The organism is Bradyrhizobium sp. UFLA05-109 (assembly GCF_054185165.1).
The window spans coordinates 77,417-97,279 of sequence record NZ_JBBIAR010000024.1; the positions used below are offsets into that span (position 1 = coordinate 77,417).

Consider the following 19,863-nt stretch of genomic DNA (forward strand, 5'->3'; position numbering starts at 1 on the left):
TCCCCCGCAAGAACGGGGAGAGGGGCCGGCTACCGCAACCCTGCGCGCCGCAAGCCTTCGAGGTAATGCTCCCGATCCTCGGCGCGCTGCATCGGCAGCTCGCTGGTGATCCAGGCGAGCGACACGTTGGGCTGGGCACGACGCAGGCCTTCGAGTGCGGAGGCCGCCAGCTCGCGATTGCCGAGCATGCCGGCGGCGGCCGTCAGCGCGCGATGCGCGCCGACGAAGTCGCTGCGCTGCCTGAGCGACTCGCGCGCGAACTGGATCGCGTCCTCGTAGCGATGGCCGATGAACTGCGCATAGGCGGCGACCCCGCAATAGATCGCCGAGAACGGATCGCGCGGACTGAGCCGCAGCGCGCGGCGTGCGGCCGCCTCGCCGTCCTCCCAGCGGCCCGCATAGCACAGCGTCACGCCGTAGAAGGCGTGCGTCATCGCAAAATTGGGATTGAGCCGCAGCGCGAGCTCGAATGCGGCGATGGCGTCGTCGAAGCGCCGCCGGAACAAGTAGGTGTAGCCGAGCCCGTGATGGGCCCAGGCGTCGTCGCGGTCTGCCTCGACCGCGGCGAATGCGGCGCGCTCCGCGATCGGCAGCGTGGCCGCCATGTCGGCCCAGCCCATATGGGCGCCGAACATATGGCTGGTCGCGAGCAAGCCGAGAGCCTTGCCATAGGCCGGGTCGATCGTGATCGCCTTCTCGAGCAGCCCCTGGGCTGCGACATTGTCGCCCCGTGTGATGCGCCAGTAACGCGACAGCGCGCGCATCACCAGATCCCAGGCATCCAGGCTTCCCGGCGGCTTCTGCTGGGCGCGAAAGCTTTCGGCGGCGTAGAGCTGCGGCTCGATCGCGGCGACGATGGCATCGGTGATCTCGTCCTGCACGGCGAAGACGTCGGCGATGCTGCGGTCGTAGCGCTCGGCCCAGAGATGGCTGCCGCTCGTTGCGTCGTTGAGCTGCGCGGAAATGCGCACCCGGTCGCCGCTCCGCCTGACGCTGCCCTCGAGGACGTAGCGCACGCCGAGCTCGCGGGCGATCTCGCCGATATGCACCGCGCGGCCCTTGTAGACGAAGGAGGAGTTGCGCGCGATGACGAAGAACCAGCGCAGCTTCGACAGCGCGGTGATGATGTCCTCGCTGATTCCGTCGGAAAAGTAATCCTGTTCGCGGTCGCCGCTCATATTGGTGAATGGCAGCACCGCAATTGCAGGGCGATCGGGCAGCGGCAGCGCGGCCGGGGCTTCCCTGGCCTGGCCGGCAGGCTCCGCCAGGCTGGCATGGCCGTTCCGCATCTCGACGTCGCCGACGAAGCGAAAGCCTTTGCGCGCCACGGTGCGGATCAGCGCCTGGCTCGCGCCGGAGTCGCCGATCGCCTTGCGTGCCGCGTTGATCCGGCTGGTCAGGGTCGATTCCGAGACCGAGCGCCCAAGCCAAATCTTGTCGATCAGCTCGTCCTTGGTCACCACGCGGTCGCGATTCCGCATCAGGTGAACGACGAGATCGAAGACCTGCGGCTCGACCGCGATGGGAACCCGATCGCGGCTCAGCTCCCGCCTGTCGGTATCAAGTAAGTGATCGCTAAACAGAAACTGCACTGCGACGACTCTGGCCTCATGACAAAATCAAGCATCCGAAATGGCAACATGAATTGGGCTTTGATTCTGTGAGTCCATCGAAGATGCATTTCGGTTCATCGGAGCGTCGGCGGTTGCCCTGAACTGGGCAGATGCCAGCTATGTCGCCGATGGGCGGCCGGGCGATGGAACCGGCCAAGAGGGGGGCAGACTTTCGCCAAGAGGGTAGACCTTCCAAGGGTGGGCAAAAGTCGCAATTTGCGCCGTGCCCACCCCCCCAATTTATGGCGAGGCGATCACGGACACGGATGCCGGCGGCCGTCATTGCCAAGGAAGGTGCCGCTGTTTGGATCGTAGGACCGGTAGCGCTGCATGCAATAGGCGACCGCATCGTCGGCGGGTGGTGCTGCATAATAGGCGGGGGGCGGAGGCGGATAGCCTGGACCGTAATAAGGCGCAGCCAGCGCGCCGCCGATCAGCGCGCCGGCGGCGAGGCCGCCGACGAATGCGCCGCCGCCCCAGCCGCGATGTCCGTACCAGCGGACCTGCTCGACATTTGCGGATTGCGAGGGCGCGACCGCCAACGGATGGCCGATCGGCGCGGCGTATGTCGGCGACGGCGCGCCTGCCGCAAGGCTTGCAAGCAGTACGGCTCCAGCAACTGAGCGAAACGATTTCAACATCAAGGTCTCCTCGTCATGCGAAGGCGATCGACGCCTCGCGCCAGAGATAAAGCAACCCGCCGGTACCGATGGATTAAAGTTTCGACAGGATGACGGCTCGCAGCGACCGGGCTGAAGCAGCCGCGCCGCGATCGCAGCGCCTATCTCACTGAAATATGACCTTGGCGCTGCTCAACCGGGCCACTGGGGCGGCAACGTGTTGAAAACCAAGATGCGTGAAATTGCGTATCCTGGCTCAAGGCGCGCAATTGGCTCGCGCACTTGCGCCATGCGATGCTAGACTTAGATGGAATAGTAATTTCGGCAGAGGACCCGGCATGACCGATCAACGCAACACCTCCACTCCCATCGATCCCGCAAAACTCGACCGGCTGGCCGAGGTGGCGGTGAAGGTGGGCCTGGGCTTGCGGCCGGGCCAGGATCTGTTGCTGACCGCGCCGGCAATCGCGCTGCCACTGGTACGGCGGATCGCGGTGCATGCCTACAAGGCAGGCGCGGGCATCGTCACGCCGATCCTCTCCGATGAGGAGATGACGCTGGCGCGCTACCGCCACGGTGACGACAACAGTTTTGATCGCGCTGCCGGCTGGCTCTACGAGGGAATGGCAAAGGCCTTCTCGGAAAATACTGCGCGACTGGCCATCGTCGGCGACAATCCGATGCTGCTGTCGGGCGAGGACCCCGCCAAGGTGGCGCGCGCCAGCAAGGCCAATTCCATGGCCTACCAGCCTGCGCTGGAAAAAATCGTCAATTTCGACACCAACTGGAACATCATCGCCTATCCGAGCGCGTCCTGGGCGAAGCAGGTGTTTCCCGATGATCCCGAGGACATCGCGATCGGCAAGCTCGCGGATGCGATCTTTGCCGCGTCCCGTGTCGATCGCGCGGATGCGATGGCGAACTGGGCGCAGCACAATGCGGCGCTGCGCGAGCGCACGGACTGGCTGAACGGCAAGCGTTTCCGCGCGCTGCAATACTCCGGGCCAGGCACCGATCTGACCATCGGTCTTGCCGATGGTCATGAATGGGAAGGCGGTGCCTCGCTCTCCAAGAACGGCATCAGCTGCAACGCCAACATCCCGACCGAGGAGGTCTTCACCACGCCGCATTGTCGGCGCGTCTACGGCCACGTCATCAGCTCGAAGCCGCTGTCCTATCAGGGCACGCTGATCGACAACATCGCCGTGCGCTTCGAGGACGGCAAGATCGTCGACGCAAAGGCCTCGCGCGGCGAGGAGGTGCTGAATAAGGTGCTCGACACTGACGAGGGCGCCCGTCGGCTCGGCGAGGTGGCGCTGGTGCCGCACTCCTCGCCGATCTCGCAGAGCGGGCTGTTGTTCTTCAACACGCTGTTCGACGAGAACGCGGCGTCGCACATCGCGCTCGGCCAGTGCTATTCGAAGTGCTTCATCAATGGCGCCAAGCTGACGCCGCAACAGATCGCGGCGCAGGGCGGCAACCAGAGCCTGATCCACATCGACTGGATGATCGGCTCGGCCGAGACCAACATCGATGGCATTCTGGCCGACGGCAGCAAGGAGCCGGTATTCCGCAAGGGCGAGTGGGCGAAATAGCCGCGCGAGCATGATCCGGAAAAGTGGGAACCGGTTTTCCGACCAGATCATGCTCAATCAAAAAAAAGCCTCATGCCGCTGCGTTGCGCAGCATCGGAATGCGATCGATCGTGAAGCGGTTGAACAGCGTGGTGAACGGGCTGCCGTCGGTCGCGCGCACGATGGCGTCGGACGCGGCGACCGCTTCATAAAGCACCCCGATGGGATCCGCTAACGCGGGAAGGTCGAACGCGTCACGGATCGCGTCGCGGGCGTCGTTGATGTCGTCCTCGTCGTCGAGCGTCGCCTCCAGCGCGACCGCTGCGCGCCGCATCTGTTCGAGGTCGCCGCCGGCGGAGAATTTGAGGATGTCGAGCCAATAGGGACAGGCGACGACGATCTGGATGAAGTCCTCGAATGTTGCCGCGATGATCCCGGCGCGGCCCTCCGACGAAGCATAGAGCACATGGTTTGACGGCAGCAGCACGAACGCGCCGCCCGAGCCGTCGCTGCCGACTTGCCGGGGCGCCTCGATGCCGTCGATGGAGAACCAGTCGGGCGGCGGATCGTCGGCTTCAAGGCAGACGTCGAGGGCCGCGAGGTGCCCGGCAGCCTCGCTGTTGGCGCTCACGGCCTCGGGGAAAAGGGGCATCGGACCGGCTCCTTGCTGATTGGACTCCGCGCATTTTGTCGCACCCTGCAAAAGCCGGGTTCAAATGCACGAATCCAAAGGCAAATCGACGCGTTAGGCGCGCCGCACATGCAACTTGCGGCTGATTGTCCGGGCCCGCGTAAGGAAGAATTAAAAAACGGATTCTAGCGTCATGCGCACTGTTTGAAACGGCCCGGGGCCTGGGCCAGCCCACTCATATTTCTATCCCCAGAGGAAGCCGATGTCGCGCGCGTTGATTGAAACCGGAAATTGTGCCGTCGATCTGGAGCTGCGGCCGATCGAGCCGTCATGGATCATCGAAGGCAATCCGGTGTCGCGGTCGCACATCCTGTCGACCAGCACCGACGGCACGGCATCGACCATCATCTGGTCCTGCACCGAAGGCCGCTTCAACTGGTACTACGATTTCGACGAGACCATTATGATCCTTGAAGGATCGATCGTGCTCGAGAGTGAAGGCTTGCCGTCGAAGCGCTACGGGGCCGGCGACGTGATCTTCTTCCGCGACGGTGCGCATGCCAAGTGGCACGTCGAGGGCTACGTCAAGAAGATCGCCTTTTGCCGCAAGACCAATCCGGCACTGATCGGCTTCATGGTCCGTGTCGTCAACAAGCTGAAGCGGATGTTCCTCGCGCCCGGCGAGCGTCGTTCCGCGACGCTTCTGGGGGCCGGCTGACCCAAGTTCTACCAAGGCGCTTCCGAGCGAATGGCCTCGAAAAGGGCCGGGACCAACGTCCCGGCCCTTTCTCATGTCATGACGGCAGTTCGAGCCGGTAGAAATCGGTCGCCGTCTGCGCGAACAGAGCCGTCTTCTCGGCTTCACTCAGCGGTGCGGCGATGCGCTTGAAGGCATTGAAGATCACCTGGTAGCTGCACTGGCCCTTGTCCGGTGGGAAATTGCTCTCGAACATCGCGCGCTTCGCACCAAACGCCTCGATGCAAGTCTCGACATAAGGCCGCCACGCCGCCGCAAGCTCCTCGGAAGATGGCGGCCTTTCGCGCAGATGGAAGTCATAGCCGAGCAGGCACATCGCAAGCCCGCCGAGCTTGACCACGACGTTCTCGCATCTCGCGATCTCCTTGATTGCCGCCCGCCATACCGGAAACACCTCCTCGCGCCTGCCTGCGAACCGGCCGGTGCCGGCCGGCCCGCCGCAATGATCGAGCACGATTCTTGTGTCGGGAAAGGCACGCGCCAATTCGGCCAACTCGCCGATCTGCGGATGAAACAGCCAGGCGTCGAAGCTCAGGCCCAGCGGCGCGAGGCAGGCAAAGCCCTTGCGGAAGGTTGCGTCTTCCAGCAACCGCTTCGGCCGGCTCGCATACATGCCCGCGACCACGGGGTCCTCGTCCCAGGCGGAGGAATGCCGGATGCCACGAAAGCGGCCGTTTCCGGCGGCGATCTCGGCTTCCAGTACCGGTTTTGCCGCATCACCAAGCAAGAGATTGACGTGGCTGACGATGCCGGCACAGATCGCGGCCTTGCCATAGCCGCCGCTTGCACTCATCGCGGCGACGCCGCTCGCGAACTCGACCTCGCCGACGGGGCGGAAGGCCTCAGGCCCGTGCGCGCGGTACATCGAGCGGCAGTCGACATAGACGGTTGCGATCACGTTATGGCCGGAGGCGATGTCGGTGGCCATCTCCTCGATCAAGTAGCGCTGCCCGCCGCGATCCCAGAGGTGGTGGTGGGGATCGACGATCGGCCGCAGGGGATCGATGACCTCCTCCTGGTGCAGCGCGAGCCAGTCCTCGCGCGGATCGGCAAAGAGTCCGCTCTTGTTGGCGGGCATATTGCTCGCGGCCATCGGCATTCGCTCCCCTGATTGTCGTTGCGGTAAGGCTAGCATCCGGGGGCGGTGCGCGGCAGCGCGTGTTGCGCAACGCGCCCTTCTGCGAGAGCGGATCAGGCGGCCCGGCGGCGCCGCGCCTGCACCTCGACCACCAGCCGCCAGTCCGGCGACGTGGGCGGCTTGCTCTCGCCGAGCCAGTGGAACGCATTCTCGGAGATCTCGGTAAAGCTCCAGCGTGACAAGTCGCCGTTGTCGGTGGCGCCTTCCTGCACGATGTCGGCGCCGCTGCGACGGCCGATCTGCTGACGGAACACGCTGCGGCCGGGATCGAGCCAAAAAATCCGCCAGGCGTCGATGGTCGGATCGTACACGCGCAACGTCGTGCCGTACCAGTTACCGGCGATCGGGAACGGCGGTGCGCCGGCGGGGCGAGGGATCATCCAGACGTCCTGGACGGCACGGCCCTCCAGCACCCAGCCGAAATTGATTTCGCCGACCGCGCGATGGGTGGCGCCGTCAGGCGCGTGCGCGATGATCTCGGCATCCCAATCGCCGATGAACTGGCCGTAAAGCCTCAGCGCTTGCGCATGTTCGCGGTTGGGCCCGTCGGCGTGCAGAAATCTGGCAAAGTCGGTCATGTCAGTCTCCGTTGCTGCGGAGAGACCATCACGCGCAGCCGGCAACCGGCTTGGAGAAAATTGCGCGGGCGCGCCTCAAACGCCGTCGAGGATGATCACCGTCGGCGTCCCCGGCAGCGAATCCCGCGAGGTCCGGAGCGAGCGTTCGAGGCGGCGGTCGATCTCGAAGTCGCGGCCGATCCGGCGCATGAAGTCGTCGAGGGGCGTTGCGAAGCGGTGCATTGGCAGCACGACGGAGGCGCGCAGGCGTTTTGTGATCTCGGAGATGCCGTCGAGCGACATGGTGTAGGTGCCGTCGATCGGCACCATGACGATGTCGAGCCGGCCGATCTGGGCAAAATGGCTGTCGTCGAGCTTGTGGTGAAGATGGCCGAGATGGCCGATGCAGAGACCGGCGACCTCGAAGATGAAGATCGAGTTGCCGTCACGGATCATGTCGGTGCCGGAATCGTCGCCGAAATAGCGGCGGATGTCGGTCGTGACGTTGCGGATGAAGGTGTCGCCGATGCGCTCTGAGATCTGCGCCGGCTTGCCGTCTTCGCCCCAGCCATGCAGCACATGGGGAATGCGTTTGTCCGGATATAAGGAGTAGTGCGTGCTGTGGGCGCGGTTCATGGTGACGACGTCGGGCAGCCGGCCGACCTGATAGGCGCCGCTATAGTCGGTTGCGATGCGCAGGCCGCCGGGCGTGTCGATGAAATAGGTGGAATGGCCGGCATAGGTGATCTCGACCTCGGCTGCATTCGCCGCCTGCTGAAAGACGACCGGCAGTGCGCGCGGCGCCGCATTCGCCATCGCCAGGCACTCGCTGCGCTGGAGCTGTTGAGCAGTCGCGGGCGAAAGGGATGCGCCGAGCAGCGCAAGGAGCGCGGAAAGAAGTCGCCACATTAGATCCGTCCCCAATGACGTCGGGGAAGTCTAGCGTGCAATTCAGCCTGCGGCCAATCGATCGGGATCAACAGCGCGTCAGTTTCGCGTCCCTTCACTCCCGCCGCGGGCTGAACTTCCAGGTGACGGCGACGAGGCCCGCGGTGATCAGGCCGCTGACGACGCCGGCGAGAGGAAGCGCGAGCAGTAGCGCGGCGGTTGCCGCCCAGCCGATCGAGGAAAAGGCCTCCGCGAAGGTCGCAAGGCGCGACGAGGTCTGCCGGCGGCGGAATTGGCTGCGCCGGGCTTGCACGCGGAACCAGAGCTGGATCGCTGTGGCGGACGCCGCACTGACGATGATCGCACCTGCCGTGATCGCCGCCTGGAGCGGCGAGGCAAATCCAAGCGCTGCGATCAGCGGAGCGAAGATCACGGCGATCGCGATCAGCACGACCTCGATCTTGGCGCGGATGACGTGCGAGGGCGACAGCGGGGCGGTCGCGACGAGGTCGGGGGCGTCCTCGCCCGAAATCGTCAGCCAGGCGAGACCGCCGGCAAGCTGTCCGGCCGCCATCACGATGACGGGCGTGATCAGCATCAGCGCCGCAGAGCTGTCGGCAAAGCTCCGCCACAACAGGAGTGCGGGCGGCACGAGATAAAGCAGTTGCATCAACGTCTGCGAGATCAGCCAGGGATCGCGCCACAGCAGCATGAATTCCTTGCGCCGCAGCGCCTGGGCACGCGAGCCAGCGCGGAAAGGCCGCTCGCGCGTGGTGCGGCGGCCGGATCTCCCGTGGGCGGCGGCATCGATTGCGGTGTCGGCGAAGCGCCCCGAGAACAGCGCCATCACGCCGCCCAGCATGACGAGGCCGAGCGCGAGCAGCAGCGCCAGCGCCTCGCTGTCGCCCATCACCGCCCGCGCAGGCCACCAGAGGATGCTGTCGACATCGGGCGCATAGGCGGCCGTGGCATCAGAGGTCAATACCGCGAAGCGCGACAGCGTGCCGTAGGAGATGATCGCGGCGATCTGGAGCGCGATGACGAAACCGGCACCGATGATCGCGGCCAGGATTTGCGCGATAAATCGCGTCCGCGCCGGGCCGATCAACCGGAACAGCAGGATCGTGACGGCGATCGCGACGGCCGCGGCCGACATCCCCATGGCGACGACCACACCGAACGCCGCGAGCCATCGCGGCCCGCCGCCGATCACCAGCACGTCGATGAAGGGCGTGGAGAACAACAGCGCCATCATCGTGACCGCGAGCGCAATCGCGGCGATGCGCACGGAGAATAGGTTGGTGAGCGTTGCCGGTGACGACATGATGAGATCGAGATCGGCGCGGGCGTAAAACACGCGCGTCACCGATTCGATCGCCTGCGATAGCATCAACGACCAGGCGAGCGCGATCGTTGCCGAAATCACGATCAGCGACGGTTTGTCGAGCGGCAATTGAAGTCGGGCGAAGCGGCCGATCACGGCCCAGGCAGGCAGGTGCAGGAGTGCCGCAAAGGCGATCAGGCCGATCACGGCGGCGCGCTTCCGCTTGCGCTGGCCTGTCATCATGGCGAGCCATTCGCGCCAGGCGAGGCGGAGCTCGTGGCGGGCAAACCACGACAATGCAGTCGCCGAGCTCATGCGGCGGCAGCCTCCAGCGTGACCAGCGCGATGAAGAGATCCTCGAGGCTGGTGTCGGTGTGGCCGTTCTGCTGGCGCAGCTCGGCGAGCGTGCCTTCGGCAACGAGGCTGCCCGACGCGATCACGCCGATCCGGTCGGCCATGCGCTCGGCGACCTCGAGAATATGCGTGGTCATGATCACGGTGCAGCCGGCGCGGACGCGCTCCGCCAAAAGGCCCTTCACGTGGCGGGCGGAGAGGGCATCGAGGCCGGTCAGCGGCTCGTCGAGAATGATGAGCAGGGGGTCGTGGACCAGCGCGCCGGCCAGCGCTACCTTCTGGCGCATGCCCTTGGAAAATCCCTCGCAGCGCTCGTGGCGGTGTGGCGCCAGGCCGAGCGAGCTCAACAGCTCCTGCGCCACGGGTTCGGAGAGGGCGGGCGCTATGCCCCAGAGCCCGGCGACGAATTCGAGATATTCGAGCGGCGTCAGCTTGTCATAAATCATCGGCTCGTCCGATACCCAGGCCATCACCTGCTTGGCGGCCACGGGATCGGCGAGGGCATCGATGCCGAAGATCGACACCGCGCCGGCATCGGGCCGCAGCAGCCCTGCAACCATGCGCAAGGTGGTGGTCTTGCCGGCGCCGTTGGGGCCCACCAGCGCATAGAATTCACCGGCGTGAATGGTGAGATCGAGGGAATCGACCGCCAAACGGTCAAAACGCTTCGTTAACCCTCGTACGCTCAGCGCCGAGCTGTCCGGTTTCATGACGGCCACACCATACGGTTTCGCATCGCTTGCGACCTTGATCTGAAGATGTTTCGGCGCGGTGAATCAACCTGCCACAAATTCCGTCATCCCGCAGGGATTCATCCGTCTCTCGTTTTATTGACAGCGCTAGGCGGTTCAGGCTGAATTGTACCGGGCAAATGGCGCTTTCCGCGAGTCATATGATCGCGTAGCGACTGGAACAAGATGCGACGAGACGGCCGCCAAGAGCCGCAGGGGAGCATCGGGGAGGATGCTCGGCGATGCTGGACTTCGTTCAGCAGCTGGTCAGTGGCATTGCACTCGGCTGCGTCTACGGCCTGATCGCGCTTGGCTTCGTGCTCGTTTACAAGGCAACCGAGGTCGTCAACTTCGCCCAGGGCGATCTGATGATGCTGGGCGGCTTCTTCGCCTTCACCTTCATCGGCATGATGGGCCTGAACTACTGGGTCGGCTTCGCCGGCGCGGTGATCGCCATGGCGCTGTTCGGCATGCTCGCCGAACGCATCGTGGTGCGGCCGATCCTCGGCTATCCGCAATTCTCCATCATCATGGCGACCATCGGGCTCGGCTACTTCCTGCGCTCGATCGCCGGCATGATCTGGGGCACCGACGATTTCAAGATCGAGACGCCGTTCAGCCAGGGTGTGTTGCGCATCGGCGCTCTGGTGCTTGCTTATGACAAGCTGTCCGTGATCGCGGCAACGGTCATCCTCTGCACACTGCTCTATCTGTTCTTCAACAAGACCACGCTCGGCACGGCGATGCGCGCCAGTTCCGAGAACATGCTCGCGGCCTACTACATGGGCATTCCCGTGAAGCGTGTCGTCTCGATCGTCTGGGCCATCAGTGCGGCGGTCGCGACCTGCGCCGGCGTGCTGCTGGCACCGATCACCTTCATTCACTCCAATGTCGGGCTCGTGCTCGGGCTGAAAGCCTTTCCCGCCGCCGTGCTCGGTGGCTTCGGCTCGATACCCGGCGCGGTCGTCGGCGGCGTCTTGATCGGGGTGATCGAGAGCATGGCCGGCTTCTATCTGCCCGAGGGCTGGAAGGACGTCGCGCCCTATATCGTGCTGCTCGCAGTGCTGCTGCTCAAGCCCGAGGGTCTGTTCGGCCTTCACGTCCGCAAGAAGGTCTGAACGCATGCGCTTTCTGTTCAAGACCGACTATGAGGACGACATCCGCCTGTTCCCGCATTCGGGCTACGTGGTCTCCTACGGGCTCCTGATTGCGGTGCTGCTGATCGCGCCCTACGTGCTCTCCAGCTATCTGACGAGCCAGCTGGTCTTTGTCTGCATCTATGCGACCGTCGGCGTGGCGCTGCTGATCCTGACCGGCTTCACCGGACAGGCTTCGCTCGGGCATGCCGCGTTCCTCGCCATCGGTGCCTACACGGCGGCGTACTTGCAGAAATACAATGTGCCGTTCCCGGTCTACTTCCTCGCTGCAGGCGTTTTGACCGGATTGATCGGCGCGCTGGTCGGTTTCCCCGCGCTGCGTCTCCAGGGCATCTATCTCGTCATCGCCACGATCTCCTTCGCCTTCATCGTCGAGGAGATTCTGGCGCGCTGGGAAAGCGTCACCAATGGCAATGAGGGCATGCGCATCAAGCCGCTCTCGCTGCTCGGCGTCGCCGTGCCGCGTGACGGTCCGACGTTCTATTTCCTTTGCCTCGCCGTTCTGATTCTGACCATCGTCGGCACGCTCAATCTCCTGCGCTCGCCGACGGGGCGCGCCTTCGTCGCGATCCGCGACTCCGAGACCGCAGCGCGCAGCATGGGCGTCAATGTCGCGTTCTACAAGGTTAAGTCCTTTGCGATCTCGGCCGCGATCACCGGTTTTGCCGGCGTGCTGTTCGCGCACAAGCTCTCCTTCATATCGCCGGAGATGTTCACGCTCCAGCTCTCGATCGAGTTCATCATCGTGATCCTGATCGGTGGCACGTTCAGCCTGCACGGTGCGGTGCTGGGCGCGATCTTCATTGTGATGATCGATCCGTTCCTGACGTATCTCAAGGACGACATGCCTGGCATCATCGCGGGCGTCGCCGCGACGTTGGGGGCCAGCACCGAGAGCGCGGCGAGCGTCCAGTCGAAAGTCGCGGCCTTCGCCTCCCTCAACGGCCTGAAGGGCGCGATCTACGGCATCATCATCGTGCTGTTCGTGCTGTTCGAGCCGCTCGGCCTCTACGGCCGCTGGCTCAAGATCAAGTTGTTCTTCCAGCTCTTCCCGCTCTACAAGCGAGCGACCTTCAAGCGCCAGAAGATTTACGTGAAGTCGGAGCGGAACCGATGAGCTATTTCCGCGCCGAAAACCTGTCGCTGCATTTCGGTGGCCTCAAGGCGGTCGACGCAGTCTCGTTCGCAGTCGAGAAGGGCGAGATCCTCTCGATCATCGGGCCGAACGGAGCAGGAAAAAGCTCGATCTTCAATCTGATCTCGCGGATCTACCGCCCGACCTCGGGCCGCATCTTCTTCGAGGACCAGGACATCACGGAACAGCCGCCCTACGACATCGCAAGGCTCGGCATCGCCCGCACCTTCCAGAACATCGAGCTGTTCGAGAATGCGACCGTGCTTGCGAACCTCCTGGTCGGGCGCCACCGTCATTCGACTACGCAACTCTGGCAAGAATTGCTGTTCCTGCCGAGCGTGCGCGCGAACGAGAAGCTGCACCGGCGTCGCGTCGAGCAGGTGATCGAGTTCCTCGATCTCGAGCCCTATCGCGACAAGCTGATCTCAGGTCTGCCCTACGGTGTGCGCAAGGTGATCGAGCTTGCTCGCGCGCTCTGCTCCGAGCCGAAGCTCATCCTGCTCGACGAGCCCTCATCGGGGTTGAATGTCGAGGAGACCGACGACATGTCGTTCTGGATCCGCGACATGAAGAGCGAGCTCGGCATCACCGTGCTGATGGTCGAGCACGACATGTCGCTGGTCAACCGTATCTCCGACCGTGTGATTGCGCTGAACTACGGCCGGGTGCTGGCGATGGGCTCGCCCGCCGAGGTGCAGCAGCATCCCGACGTCGTCGCCGCCTATCTCGGAGCCTGACGCGATGGACGCTGCCGTGCCCGACATCATCCTGAAGCTCTCGAATATCGAGAGCTACTATGGACCGATCATGGCGATCCGCGGCATCTCGCTCGAGGTGCCGCGCGGCCGTATCGTGACGCTGCTCGGCGCCAATGGTGCGGGCAAGACGACGGTGCTGAAGACCATCTCGGGGATTCTCGATCCGCAGAAGGGCACGATCGAGTTCATGGGCAAGCCGATTCAGCGCATGGAGGCCGACAAGATCGTCCGGCTCGGCCTCAGTCACGTGCCGGAAGGGCGCGAGGTCTTTCCCTTCCTCTCCGTGCGCGAGAACCTGATGATGGGCGCCTATCCGCGCAAGGATCGCGACGGCGTTGCGGAGGATCTCGAGCGGGTCTACGGCTATTTCCCGCGGCTGAAGGAGCGCATCGACCAGCCGGCCGGGCAGCTGTCCGGCGGCGAGCAGCAGATGCTGGCGATAGGGCGTGCGCTAATGAACCAGCCGACGCTGCTGCTGCTCGACGAGCCATCGCTCGGGCTCTCGCCGATCCTGGTGAAGGAGATCTTTACGATCATCCGCCGCGTCAACGAGGAGCAGGGCATGTCGATCCTGCTCGTCGAGCAGAATGCCAAGGTGGCGCTGGAGACGGCGCATTACGGCTACGTGCTGGAGATCGGCCGCATCGTGATGAACGACACCTGCGACCGCTTGATGCATTCCCAGGACATCCAGGAATTCTACCTCGGTGCCAAGGAAGCCGGTGCCAGGGGCGAACGGCGCTGGAAAAAGAAGAAAACGTGGCGTTAAATATGGCGTCTCCCCGTTAACGAACAGACCGACGGCAAGGCAGGCAGCGCGCGGAGGCGAAGCGACAAGGAGGCAATGGCATGGCTCGACCGGCGGTGCTGACGGTCGCAGACACGATCGCAAAGAGTTTTCTGCACGCGGTGGAGACGCGCGGGGAGAGGCCTGCGATCCGCGAGAAACAGTTCGGCATCTGGCAGCCGACGAGCTGGCGCGCGTGGCTGGAAATCTCCACGGAGATCGCCTACGCACTGCATGCTTCGGGCTTCAGGCCTGGCGACGTCGCCTCCATCATCGCCAACGCCGTGCCGGAATGGATCCATGCAGACATGGGCATCTTGTGCGCGGGCGGCGTCTCGTCCGGCATCTATCCAACCGATTCCCCGGCGCAGGTCGAATATCTCGTCAACGACTCCGCTACGCGCGTGATGTTTGCCGAGGACGAAGAACAACTCGACAAGGTCCTCGCCGGCCGCGCGCGATGTCCGACGCTCGAGAGGATCGTTGTGTTCGACATGGAGGGCCTGAGCGGCTTTGCCGACGACATGGTGATGTCGTTCGACGAGTTTCGCGCGCTCGGCCGCAATCACATGGTCGGCCGCGAGCAGCTCTGGCAGGAGATGATCGACAGCCGCTGCGCGAGCGATCTCGCCATTCTCGTCTACACCTCGGGCACGACCGGACCACCCAAGGGCGCGATGCATTCCAACCTTAGCGTGACGCATCAGATGCGGCACGCCAACGATTTCATTCCGGCGAGGGAAGACGAGGACCGGCTGATCTTCCTGCCGCTCTGTCACGTCGCCGAGCGGGTCGCCGGCTACTACATCTCGGTCGCGCTCGGCTCGGTGATGAATTTCGCCGAAAGCCCGGAAACCGTGCCGGACAATCTGCGCGAGGTGCAGCCGACCATCTTCTTCGCGGTGCCGCGGATCTGGGAAAAATTCTATTCCGCAATCACGATCGCGCTCAAGGATGCGACGTCGTTCCAGCAATGGGTCTATCGCCGGGCCATCGACATCGGCCTGCGCATGGCGGATTGCCGGCTCGATGGACGCTCGCCGTCCGTCTCGCTCAGGATCGCGAACCGCGTCGCCTACCGACTGGTGTTCCGCAACATCCGCCGCATGATCGGGCTGGATCGCTGCCGCATCGCCTTCACTGGCGCGGCGCCAATCGCGCCGGACCTGATCCGCTGGTATCTCGCGCTCGGCATCGACATGCATGAGGTCTACGGCCAGACCGAGAATTGCGGAGTTGCGACCATGATGCCGTCCGACCGCATCAAGCTCGGCTCGGTCGGCAAGGCCGTGCCCTGGGGTGAGGTCAGCCTCTCGCCGGACGGCGAGATCCTGATCAAGGGCGACTTCCTGTTCATGGGCTATTTGAACCAGGCGGCAAAGACGGCCGAGACCATCGATACGCGGGGCTGGCTCCACACCGGCGACGTCGGGACCATCGACAACGAAGGCTTCGTCAAGATTACCGACCGGATAAAGGACATCATCATCACCTCCGGCGGCAAGAACATCACGCCGTCGGAGATCGAGAACCAGCTCAAATTCTCGCCCTACATCTCCGATGCCGTCGTGATCGGCGACAAGCGGCCGTATCTCACCTGCCTCGTGATGATCGACCAGGAGAACGTCGAGAAATTTGCGCAGGACCACGACATTCCCTTCACCAACTATGCGAGCCTGTGCCGGGCGATCGAGATCCAGGACCTGATCCGGCGCGAGATCGAAGAGGTCAACGGCCATTTCGCCCGCGTCGAGACCATCAGGAAATTCCATCTGATCGAACGCCAGCTCACGCCGGAGGACGAGGAGCTGACGCCGACCATGAAGCTGAAGCGCAGCTTCGTGAACAAGCGTTACGCCGGCGAGATTGACGCGATGTATCGCGAGCGCGCGGTGGCTTGAAGCGCGCAGGCCCCCGGAAAAGTGGAAACCGGTCTTCCGGGAAGGGGCATGCGCAGAAAAGAGATGCGGAGCAGCGATGGCCATGCCCTCCGCGCAACACAGGCCTTGAAGAGAGAGGAGACGTCGATGTCGAAATCGTTCTGTGCGTTCGGCCTTGCGGTGGGCGCGATGGCGTTCACGTGTCTTCCGGCCGCAGCGCAAACCAAGGTCACCAATGAAGGCATCTCGGCAAGCGAGATCGTGATCGGCACCCACCAGGACCTGTCGGGGCCGATCAAGGGCTGGGGCGTGCCGGTCTCCAACGGCATGAAGATGGCGGTCGAGGAGATCAACGCCGCCGGCGGCATCAACGGCCGCAAGATCAAGATGATTTTGGAGGACAACGGCTACGACCCCAAGAAGGCTGTGCTCGCCACGCAGAAAATGATCGAGCGCGACAAGATCTTCGCGATGGTCGGCCCGATGGGCTCGCCGACGGTGCTGGCTGCGCAGGACACGCTGTTCGATGCCGGCGTGCTCCAGCTCTTTCCGCTGACCGCGGCCGAGTTCACCTTCAAGTTCGATCCGGCCAAGCCGCAGGAGCGGCTGAAGTTCAACAACCTCCTGCCTTACGTCGAGAGCACGCGCGCCGCGCTGAAATACATGATTGAGTGGAAAAACTTCCAGAAGCCCTGCATCATGCACCAGGACGACGAGTACGGCAAAAACGTGCTCGACGGCTTCAATCAGCAGCTCACCGCGATGAAGGTGCAGCCGGCCTCGATCACCAGCTACAAGCGCGGCGCCTCCGATTTCAGCGCGCAGGTCGCCAAGATGAAGTCGGACGGCTGCGATCTCGTGGTGCTCGGCACGGTCATCCGCGAGACCATCGGCGCGATGACGGAGGCGAAGAAGCTCGGCTGGGACGTCACCTTCCTGGGGGCAACGCCGACCAACGTGCTGGAAGTGCCGACGCTGGGCAAGGATGCCGTCGATGGGCTTTATGCCGCGTCCCAGTTCGAGATTCCCTATGAGGACAGCGCCAAAGGCCCGGTGAAGGACTGGCTTGCCAACTACAGGAAGATGTTCAATTCGGACGCCAATACGCAGGCGATCATCGGCTACAACACGGTGATGACCTTTGCCTTCTACGCGCAGAAGGCGGGCAAGGATCTCACGGGACAGAAGATGCTGGACTCGCTCGAGTCAGGTGAAAAATTCCTCGACATCTTCAACTCGCCGCCGGCGAAGTTTTCCAAGACCGACCACCTCGCCAACACCATCACCCAGGTGCAGCAGGTCAAGGGCGGCCGCTGGGTGCTCGTGAAGGATAATCTGATGTTCTGATGCGGCCGCTCTCGCCGCGCGGTTGGTGCACCCTCTCCCCTTGCGGGAGAGGGTGGCTTCGATGCGAAGCATCGAAGCCGGGTGAGGGGTTCTCTCCGCGAATGACCCTCTCGCGATTGAGTTCGTGGAGAGAATCCCTCATCCGCCTTGCCTTCGGCAAGGCACCTTCTCCCGCAAGGGGGAGAAGGAAGAAAAAGGCGCTGCGCGGCCTACGATCCGCCGCCGGCGACGCCGGACTCCACCGGTGCCAGCTCGTCTTCCCTGCAGCGCCAGCCATCGGCGGCTTTCTGGAACACGAAGGTTCGCTGGATCCTGAGCCGGCGCGTCACATTGAAGCTTTCCCTGGAGCCTTGCCTGGACGCCGCGGCCGGTTGTGCGTTGCCGGACCTCGGGTCCCAGCAGGTGCCGGTGCAGCTCGATGCGACCGGGCTGCAGGTGGTGAAGGGTGACAGCACGACCATGTCGATGTCCGCGGTGACCTTCGCTTCCTGCTCTCCGACGTCGCTACCGGTCGCGAACACGCGACTGATGCGGACGAAGTCGCCGCAGGAATTGGCCGCATGGATCTTGGCGACGCAGAAGTCGGCGGCATCGGTATCAGGCAGCCGTGCAGCGATCTGGCGGCCGAACACACGTTTCGGATCGCCCTTGGCGCCAAGGATATCAGCGGTCTTTCGGCTGAGATATTCGGCGAGACAGCCTTGCGCGGACGGCAGCTCGGCCGGCGGCACGTTTTCCTTGCCGACGAGGTCGCATTTGCGATCGCGCTCCCTTGTCCAGCGGCCATATTCGGCGAAGGCAAAGCGGGCTTCGGTCGGGGTCAGCTTGCCGATCAGGCCGAGGACCTTGCTGTTCAGCTCTTCTTCCGCCAGCGCCAGCTCCGGATCGCTGCAGATCAGCGCGCCGGCCGCCGTGTTGGCCGCGAGGCAATCGAAATCGGGGTCGCGCAGGATCGCGGCGCGCTCATCGGTCTCCCTGAGCCGGCAGGTCTTGACGCGATCGATGTCGTCGGTGCGGACCGCGGTCTGGCCGAAGATGCCGCAGCTCAGATTGCGCTGCCGGATCCACAGCGCGTTCTCCTCGATCGCAGGCAGACGATCCGGCAGGCGGGAGAGCCGCGCCTCGATGGCCGCGCTGAGATTCTCGGCGGCTGCGGAAAGTTCGCTGTCCCCGCAAAACAGCTGACCTGCAGATCGCGCTGCCGCTCGCAATGGTTCTTGACGAACAGCGGCAGCTTCTCGGCGATCGAAAGGTCTGAATTGGGCGCCTGAGCGCGGGCGGGTGACATCAGCGGCAGCATCGCCGCAACCATCGCCAGCACGAACGTCCGCATTCCGCTTGTCCCCGAAGCCCGCATGATCGCCATGCTAGCTTCCCGTGCGGTGCGGCGAAACCGTGAATGTGTGGGTGCGCGTCGGAATCGTAGCCCGGATGGAGCGAAAGCGAAATCCGGGATTGCAAACGGATGTGAGGTCCCGGATTTTCGCTTTCGCTCCATCCGGGCTACGCAGCACCGCCGGGTGTCAGCGCGACGCGATCATTGCCGAGCGGTTGTTGTCCGGTGCGGCGGCAAACGCCGGCTCGTCGACATATTTCAGCACCGCGGACTGATAAAGCACGAACAGCGGCTGATAGGTCCGCGCCACCTCATCCTCGACCATGGCCATGCGGCGGTTGTCGAGCATCAGCCAGTGGCCGTCGAGCCTGGCGGCCGCGACCGCATGCTCCTCGCCGACTTGCCTGTCGCGCACGAAAACGATGCGCAGATCCTCCGGCGCAATGCCCGCGAGGCGGAGCGCGGCGAGTTTTGCGATCGCATAGTCCTCGCAATCGCCGGCGCCGCGCTGGAAGGTGGCGAGTGGCGAGCTCCAGACGTCATCGGGGCCGTCATTGGCCGCCTTGATCGCGAGATTGATGGCGCGGTTGGCTTCACCGAGGCGGGCGCGGCCCTCGCGGCTGCGCGCCTGGTCGACGATGGCGAGCAGCTTCAATGCGGCGGGCGAGACGCAGTTGTCGCGGTCGCCGTCGCACAGCGCGAGCTGCACCATCTCGTCGTCGAGCTTGTCCTTCAGGTGAAACCATTTGTCGCGAACGCGACCTGCGGAGATCGCGAAGGCGAACACACCGAACGGTTCTGCGGATTTCCGCACGAGGACGGCGGACCCGGGCGACAGCAGCGTGCCGGCGCGAAGGTCGGCAGCCGATCCGAACAGGATCAATCCGCACAAGAGCAGGACTGCGCGCCAGGCGCGCGAGTGAGCAACGGTCTCCATCTGACTTCCCCTGTCCAGCATCGGCAGGACACCCCTGACCCGCACGTGCCGGCTTTGTTTCTGGTGCGGTGACAGTGAGGGAGGGCCGTTTGATTCTGCTTAACGAGCCCGGCCGGGGGCCCAAAACCGCGCAACAGGCTGAAATCGGTCTCGCCAGTTTGGGTAAAATTTTACGGGCCAGCCTCGGGAAGCCCCAATCTGCTGTGGAATGGAACCAATTGACGACACGGATTGAGTCGACTGCCGAATCTGGTTCATATGGCTAACGGCGTGCTTATTTCGCCAATTGTGCTGGCCAGGTCGACAGTAAAAACTCCGTATTTGTCACAGTATGTTGCA

Annotated in this window: 18 protein-coding genes; 8 read left to right on the plus strand and 10 right to left on the minus strand. The window is 63.9% G+C overall.

Translation table 11 applies throughout. From position 1 onward, the window contains the following. Positions 1–29 precede the first annotated feature (29 nt). Positions 30–1,592 carry a winged helix-turn-helix domain-containing tetratricopeptide repeat protein gene (locus Q3C01_RS19255; RefSeq protein ID WP_458146881.1) on the minus strand — a complete coding sequence of 521 codons (1,563 nt, stop codon included), beginning with the start codon at positions 1,590–1,592 and terminating at the stop codon, positions 30–32. A 275-nt stretch (positions 1,593–1,867) separates the two neighbouring features. Further along, positions 1,868–2,254: a BA14K family protein gene (locus Q3C01_RS19260; protein WP_458146882.1), complete on the minus strand. Its 387-nt coding sequence runs from the start codon at positions 2,252–2,254 to the stop codon at positions 1,868–1,870. Between the two features lie 317 nt (positions 2,255–2,571). Between Q3C01_RS19260 and Q3C01_RS19265 the strand changes: the two genes are divergently transcribed. Beyond that, positions 2,572–3,828 carry an aminopeptidase gene (locus Q3C01_RS19265; protein WP_458146883.1) on the plus strand — a complete coding sequence of 419 codons (1,257 nt, stop codon included), beginning with the start codon at positions 2,572–2,574 and terminating at the stop codon, positions 3,826–3,828. 70 nt (positions 3,829–3,898) lie between these two features. Here Q3C01_RS19265 and Q3C01_RS19270 read toward each other — a convergent pair whose 3' ends face one another. Next, entirely contained in the window at positions 3,899–4,459 is a 561-nt protein-coding gene (locus Q3C01_RS19270; protein WP_458146884.1) for a hypothetical protein, read from the minus strand. A gap of 241 nt (positions 4,460–4,700) precedes the next feature. Between Q3C01_RS19270 and Q3C01_RS19275 the strand changes: the two genes are divergently transcribed. Then, complete coding sequence (locus Q3C01_RS19275; RefSeq protein ID WP_458146885.1) at positions 4,701–5,156, plus strand: cupin domain-containing protein; 456 nt, start codon at positions 4,701–4,703, stop codon at positions 5,154–5,156. Positions 5,157–5,232: 76 nt separating this feature from the next. Here the strand turns inward: Q3C01_RS19275 and Q3C01_RS19280 are convergent, their stop codons facing one another. The 5 genes from Q3C01_RS19280 to Q3C01_RS19300 all read right to left on the minus strand — a co-directional run bounded on the left by Q3C01_RS19280 (position 5,233) and on the right by Q3C01_RS19300 (position 10,166). Continuing rightward, positions 5,233–6,288 carry an amidohydrolase family protein gene (locus Q3C01_RS19280; protein ID WP_458146886.1) on the minus strand — a complete coding sequence of 352 codons (1,056 nt, stop codon included), beginning with the start codon at positions 6,286–6,288 and terminating at the stop codon, positions 5,233–5,235. A gap of 98 nt (positions 6,289–6,386) precedes the next feature. Continuing rightward, a complete protein-coding gene (locus Q3C01_RS19285) occupies positions 6,387–6,911 on the minus strand; it encodes a hypothetical protein (RefSeq protein ID WP_458146887.1) in 525 nt (174 codons plus the stop codon). Between the two features lie 75 nt (positions 6,912–6,986). Then, positions 6,987–7,799, minus strand: coding sequence for an MBL fold metallo-hydrolase (locus tag Q3C01_RS19290; protein WP_458146888.1), 813 nt, complete (start codon positions 7,797–7,799; stop codon positions 6,987–6,989). 94 nt (positions 7,800–7,893) lie between these two features. Next, positions 7,894–9,417: a permease gene (locus Q3C01_RS19295; protein WP_458146889.1), complete on the minus strand. Its 1,524-nt coding sequence runs from the start codon at positions 9,415–9,417 to the stop codon at positions 7,894–7,896. Beyond that, positions 9,414–10,166 carry an ABC transporter ATP-binding protein gene (locus tag Q3C01_RS19300; protein WP_458146890.1) on the minus strand — a complete coding sequence of 251 codons (753 nt, stop codon included), beginning with the start codon at positions 10,164–10,166 and terminating at the stop codon, positions 9,414–9,416. Before Q3C01_RS19300 ends, Q3C01_RS19295 begins: the two co-directional genes overlap by 4 nt. Positions 10,167–10,429: 263 nt before the next feature. On the opposite strand from Q3C01_RS19300, the gene Q3C01_RS19305 reads away from it, so the two are divergent. The 6 genes from Q3C01_RS19305 to Q3C01_RS19330 all read left to right on the plus strand — a co-directional run bounded on the left by Q3C01_RS19305 (position 10,430) and on the right by Q3C01_RS19330 (position 17,251). After that, positions 10,430–11,305 carry a branched-chain amino acid ABC transporter permease gene (locus Q3C01_RS19305; protein ID WP_458146891.1) on the plus strand — a complete coding sequence of 292 codons (876 nt, stop codon included), beginning with the start codon at positions 10,430–10,432 and terminating at the stop codon, positions 11,303–11,305. A 4-nt stretch (positions 11,306–11,309) separates the two neighbouring features. Then, positions 11,310–12,461, plus strand: a complete 1,152-nt coding sequence (locus tag Q3C01_RS19310; RefSeq protein ID WP_458146892.1) for a branched-chain amino acid ABC transporter permease — start codon at positions 11,310–11,312, stop codon at positions 12,459–12,461. Continuing rightward, entirely contained in the window at positions 12,458–13,216 is a 759-nt protein-coding gene (locus Q3C01_RS19315; protein ID WP_458146893.1) for an ABC transporter ATP-binding protein, read from the plus strand. The genes Q3C01_RS19310 and Q3C01_RS19315 overlap by 4 nt, the downstream gene beginning before the upstream one ends. A gap of 4 nt (positions 13,217–13,220) precedes the next feature. Further along, a complete protein-coding gene (locus Q3C01_RS19320; protein WP_458146894.1) occupies positions 13,221–14,006 on the plus strand; it encodes an ABC transporter ATP-binding protein in 786 nt (261 codons plus the stop codon). Between the two features lie 80 nt (positions 14,007–14,086). Continuing rightward, the gene (locus tag Q3C01_RS19325) at positions 14,087–15,925 is read left to right on the plus strand and encodes an AMP-dependent synthetase/ligase (protein WP_458146895.1); all 1,839 of its coding nucleotides are present in this window, start codon (positions 14,087–14,089) and stop codon (positions 15,923–15,925) included. 126 nt (positions 15,926–16,051) lie between these two features. Next, positions 16,052–17,251, plus strand: a complete 1,200-nt coding sequence (locus tag Q3C01_RS19330; RefSeq protein WP_458146896.1) for an ABC transporter substrate-binding protein — start codon at positions 16,052–16,054, stop codon at positions 17,249–17,251. 209 nt (positions 17,252–17,460) lie between these two features. Here Q3C01_RS19330 and Q3C01_RS19335 read toward each other — a convergent pair whose 3' ends face one another. Beyond that, the gene (locus Q3C01_RS19335) at positions 17,461–18,462 is read right to left on the minus strand and encodes a lysozyme inhibitor LprI family protein (protein WP_458146897.1); all 1,002 of its coding nucleotides are present in this window, start codon (positions 18,460–18,462) and stop codon (positions 17,461–17,463) included. A gap of 312 nt (positions 18,463–18,774) precedes the next feature. Continuing rightward, the gene (locus tag Q3C01_RS19340) at positions 18,775–19,524 is read right to left on the minus strand and encodes a transglutaminase-like cysteine peptidase (RefSeq protein WP_458146898.1); all 750 of its coding nucleotides are present in this window, start codon (positions 19,522–19,524) and stop codon (positions 18,775–18,777) included. Positions 19,525–19,863: the final 339 nt, after the last annotated feature.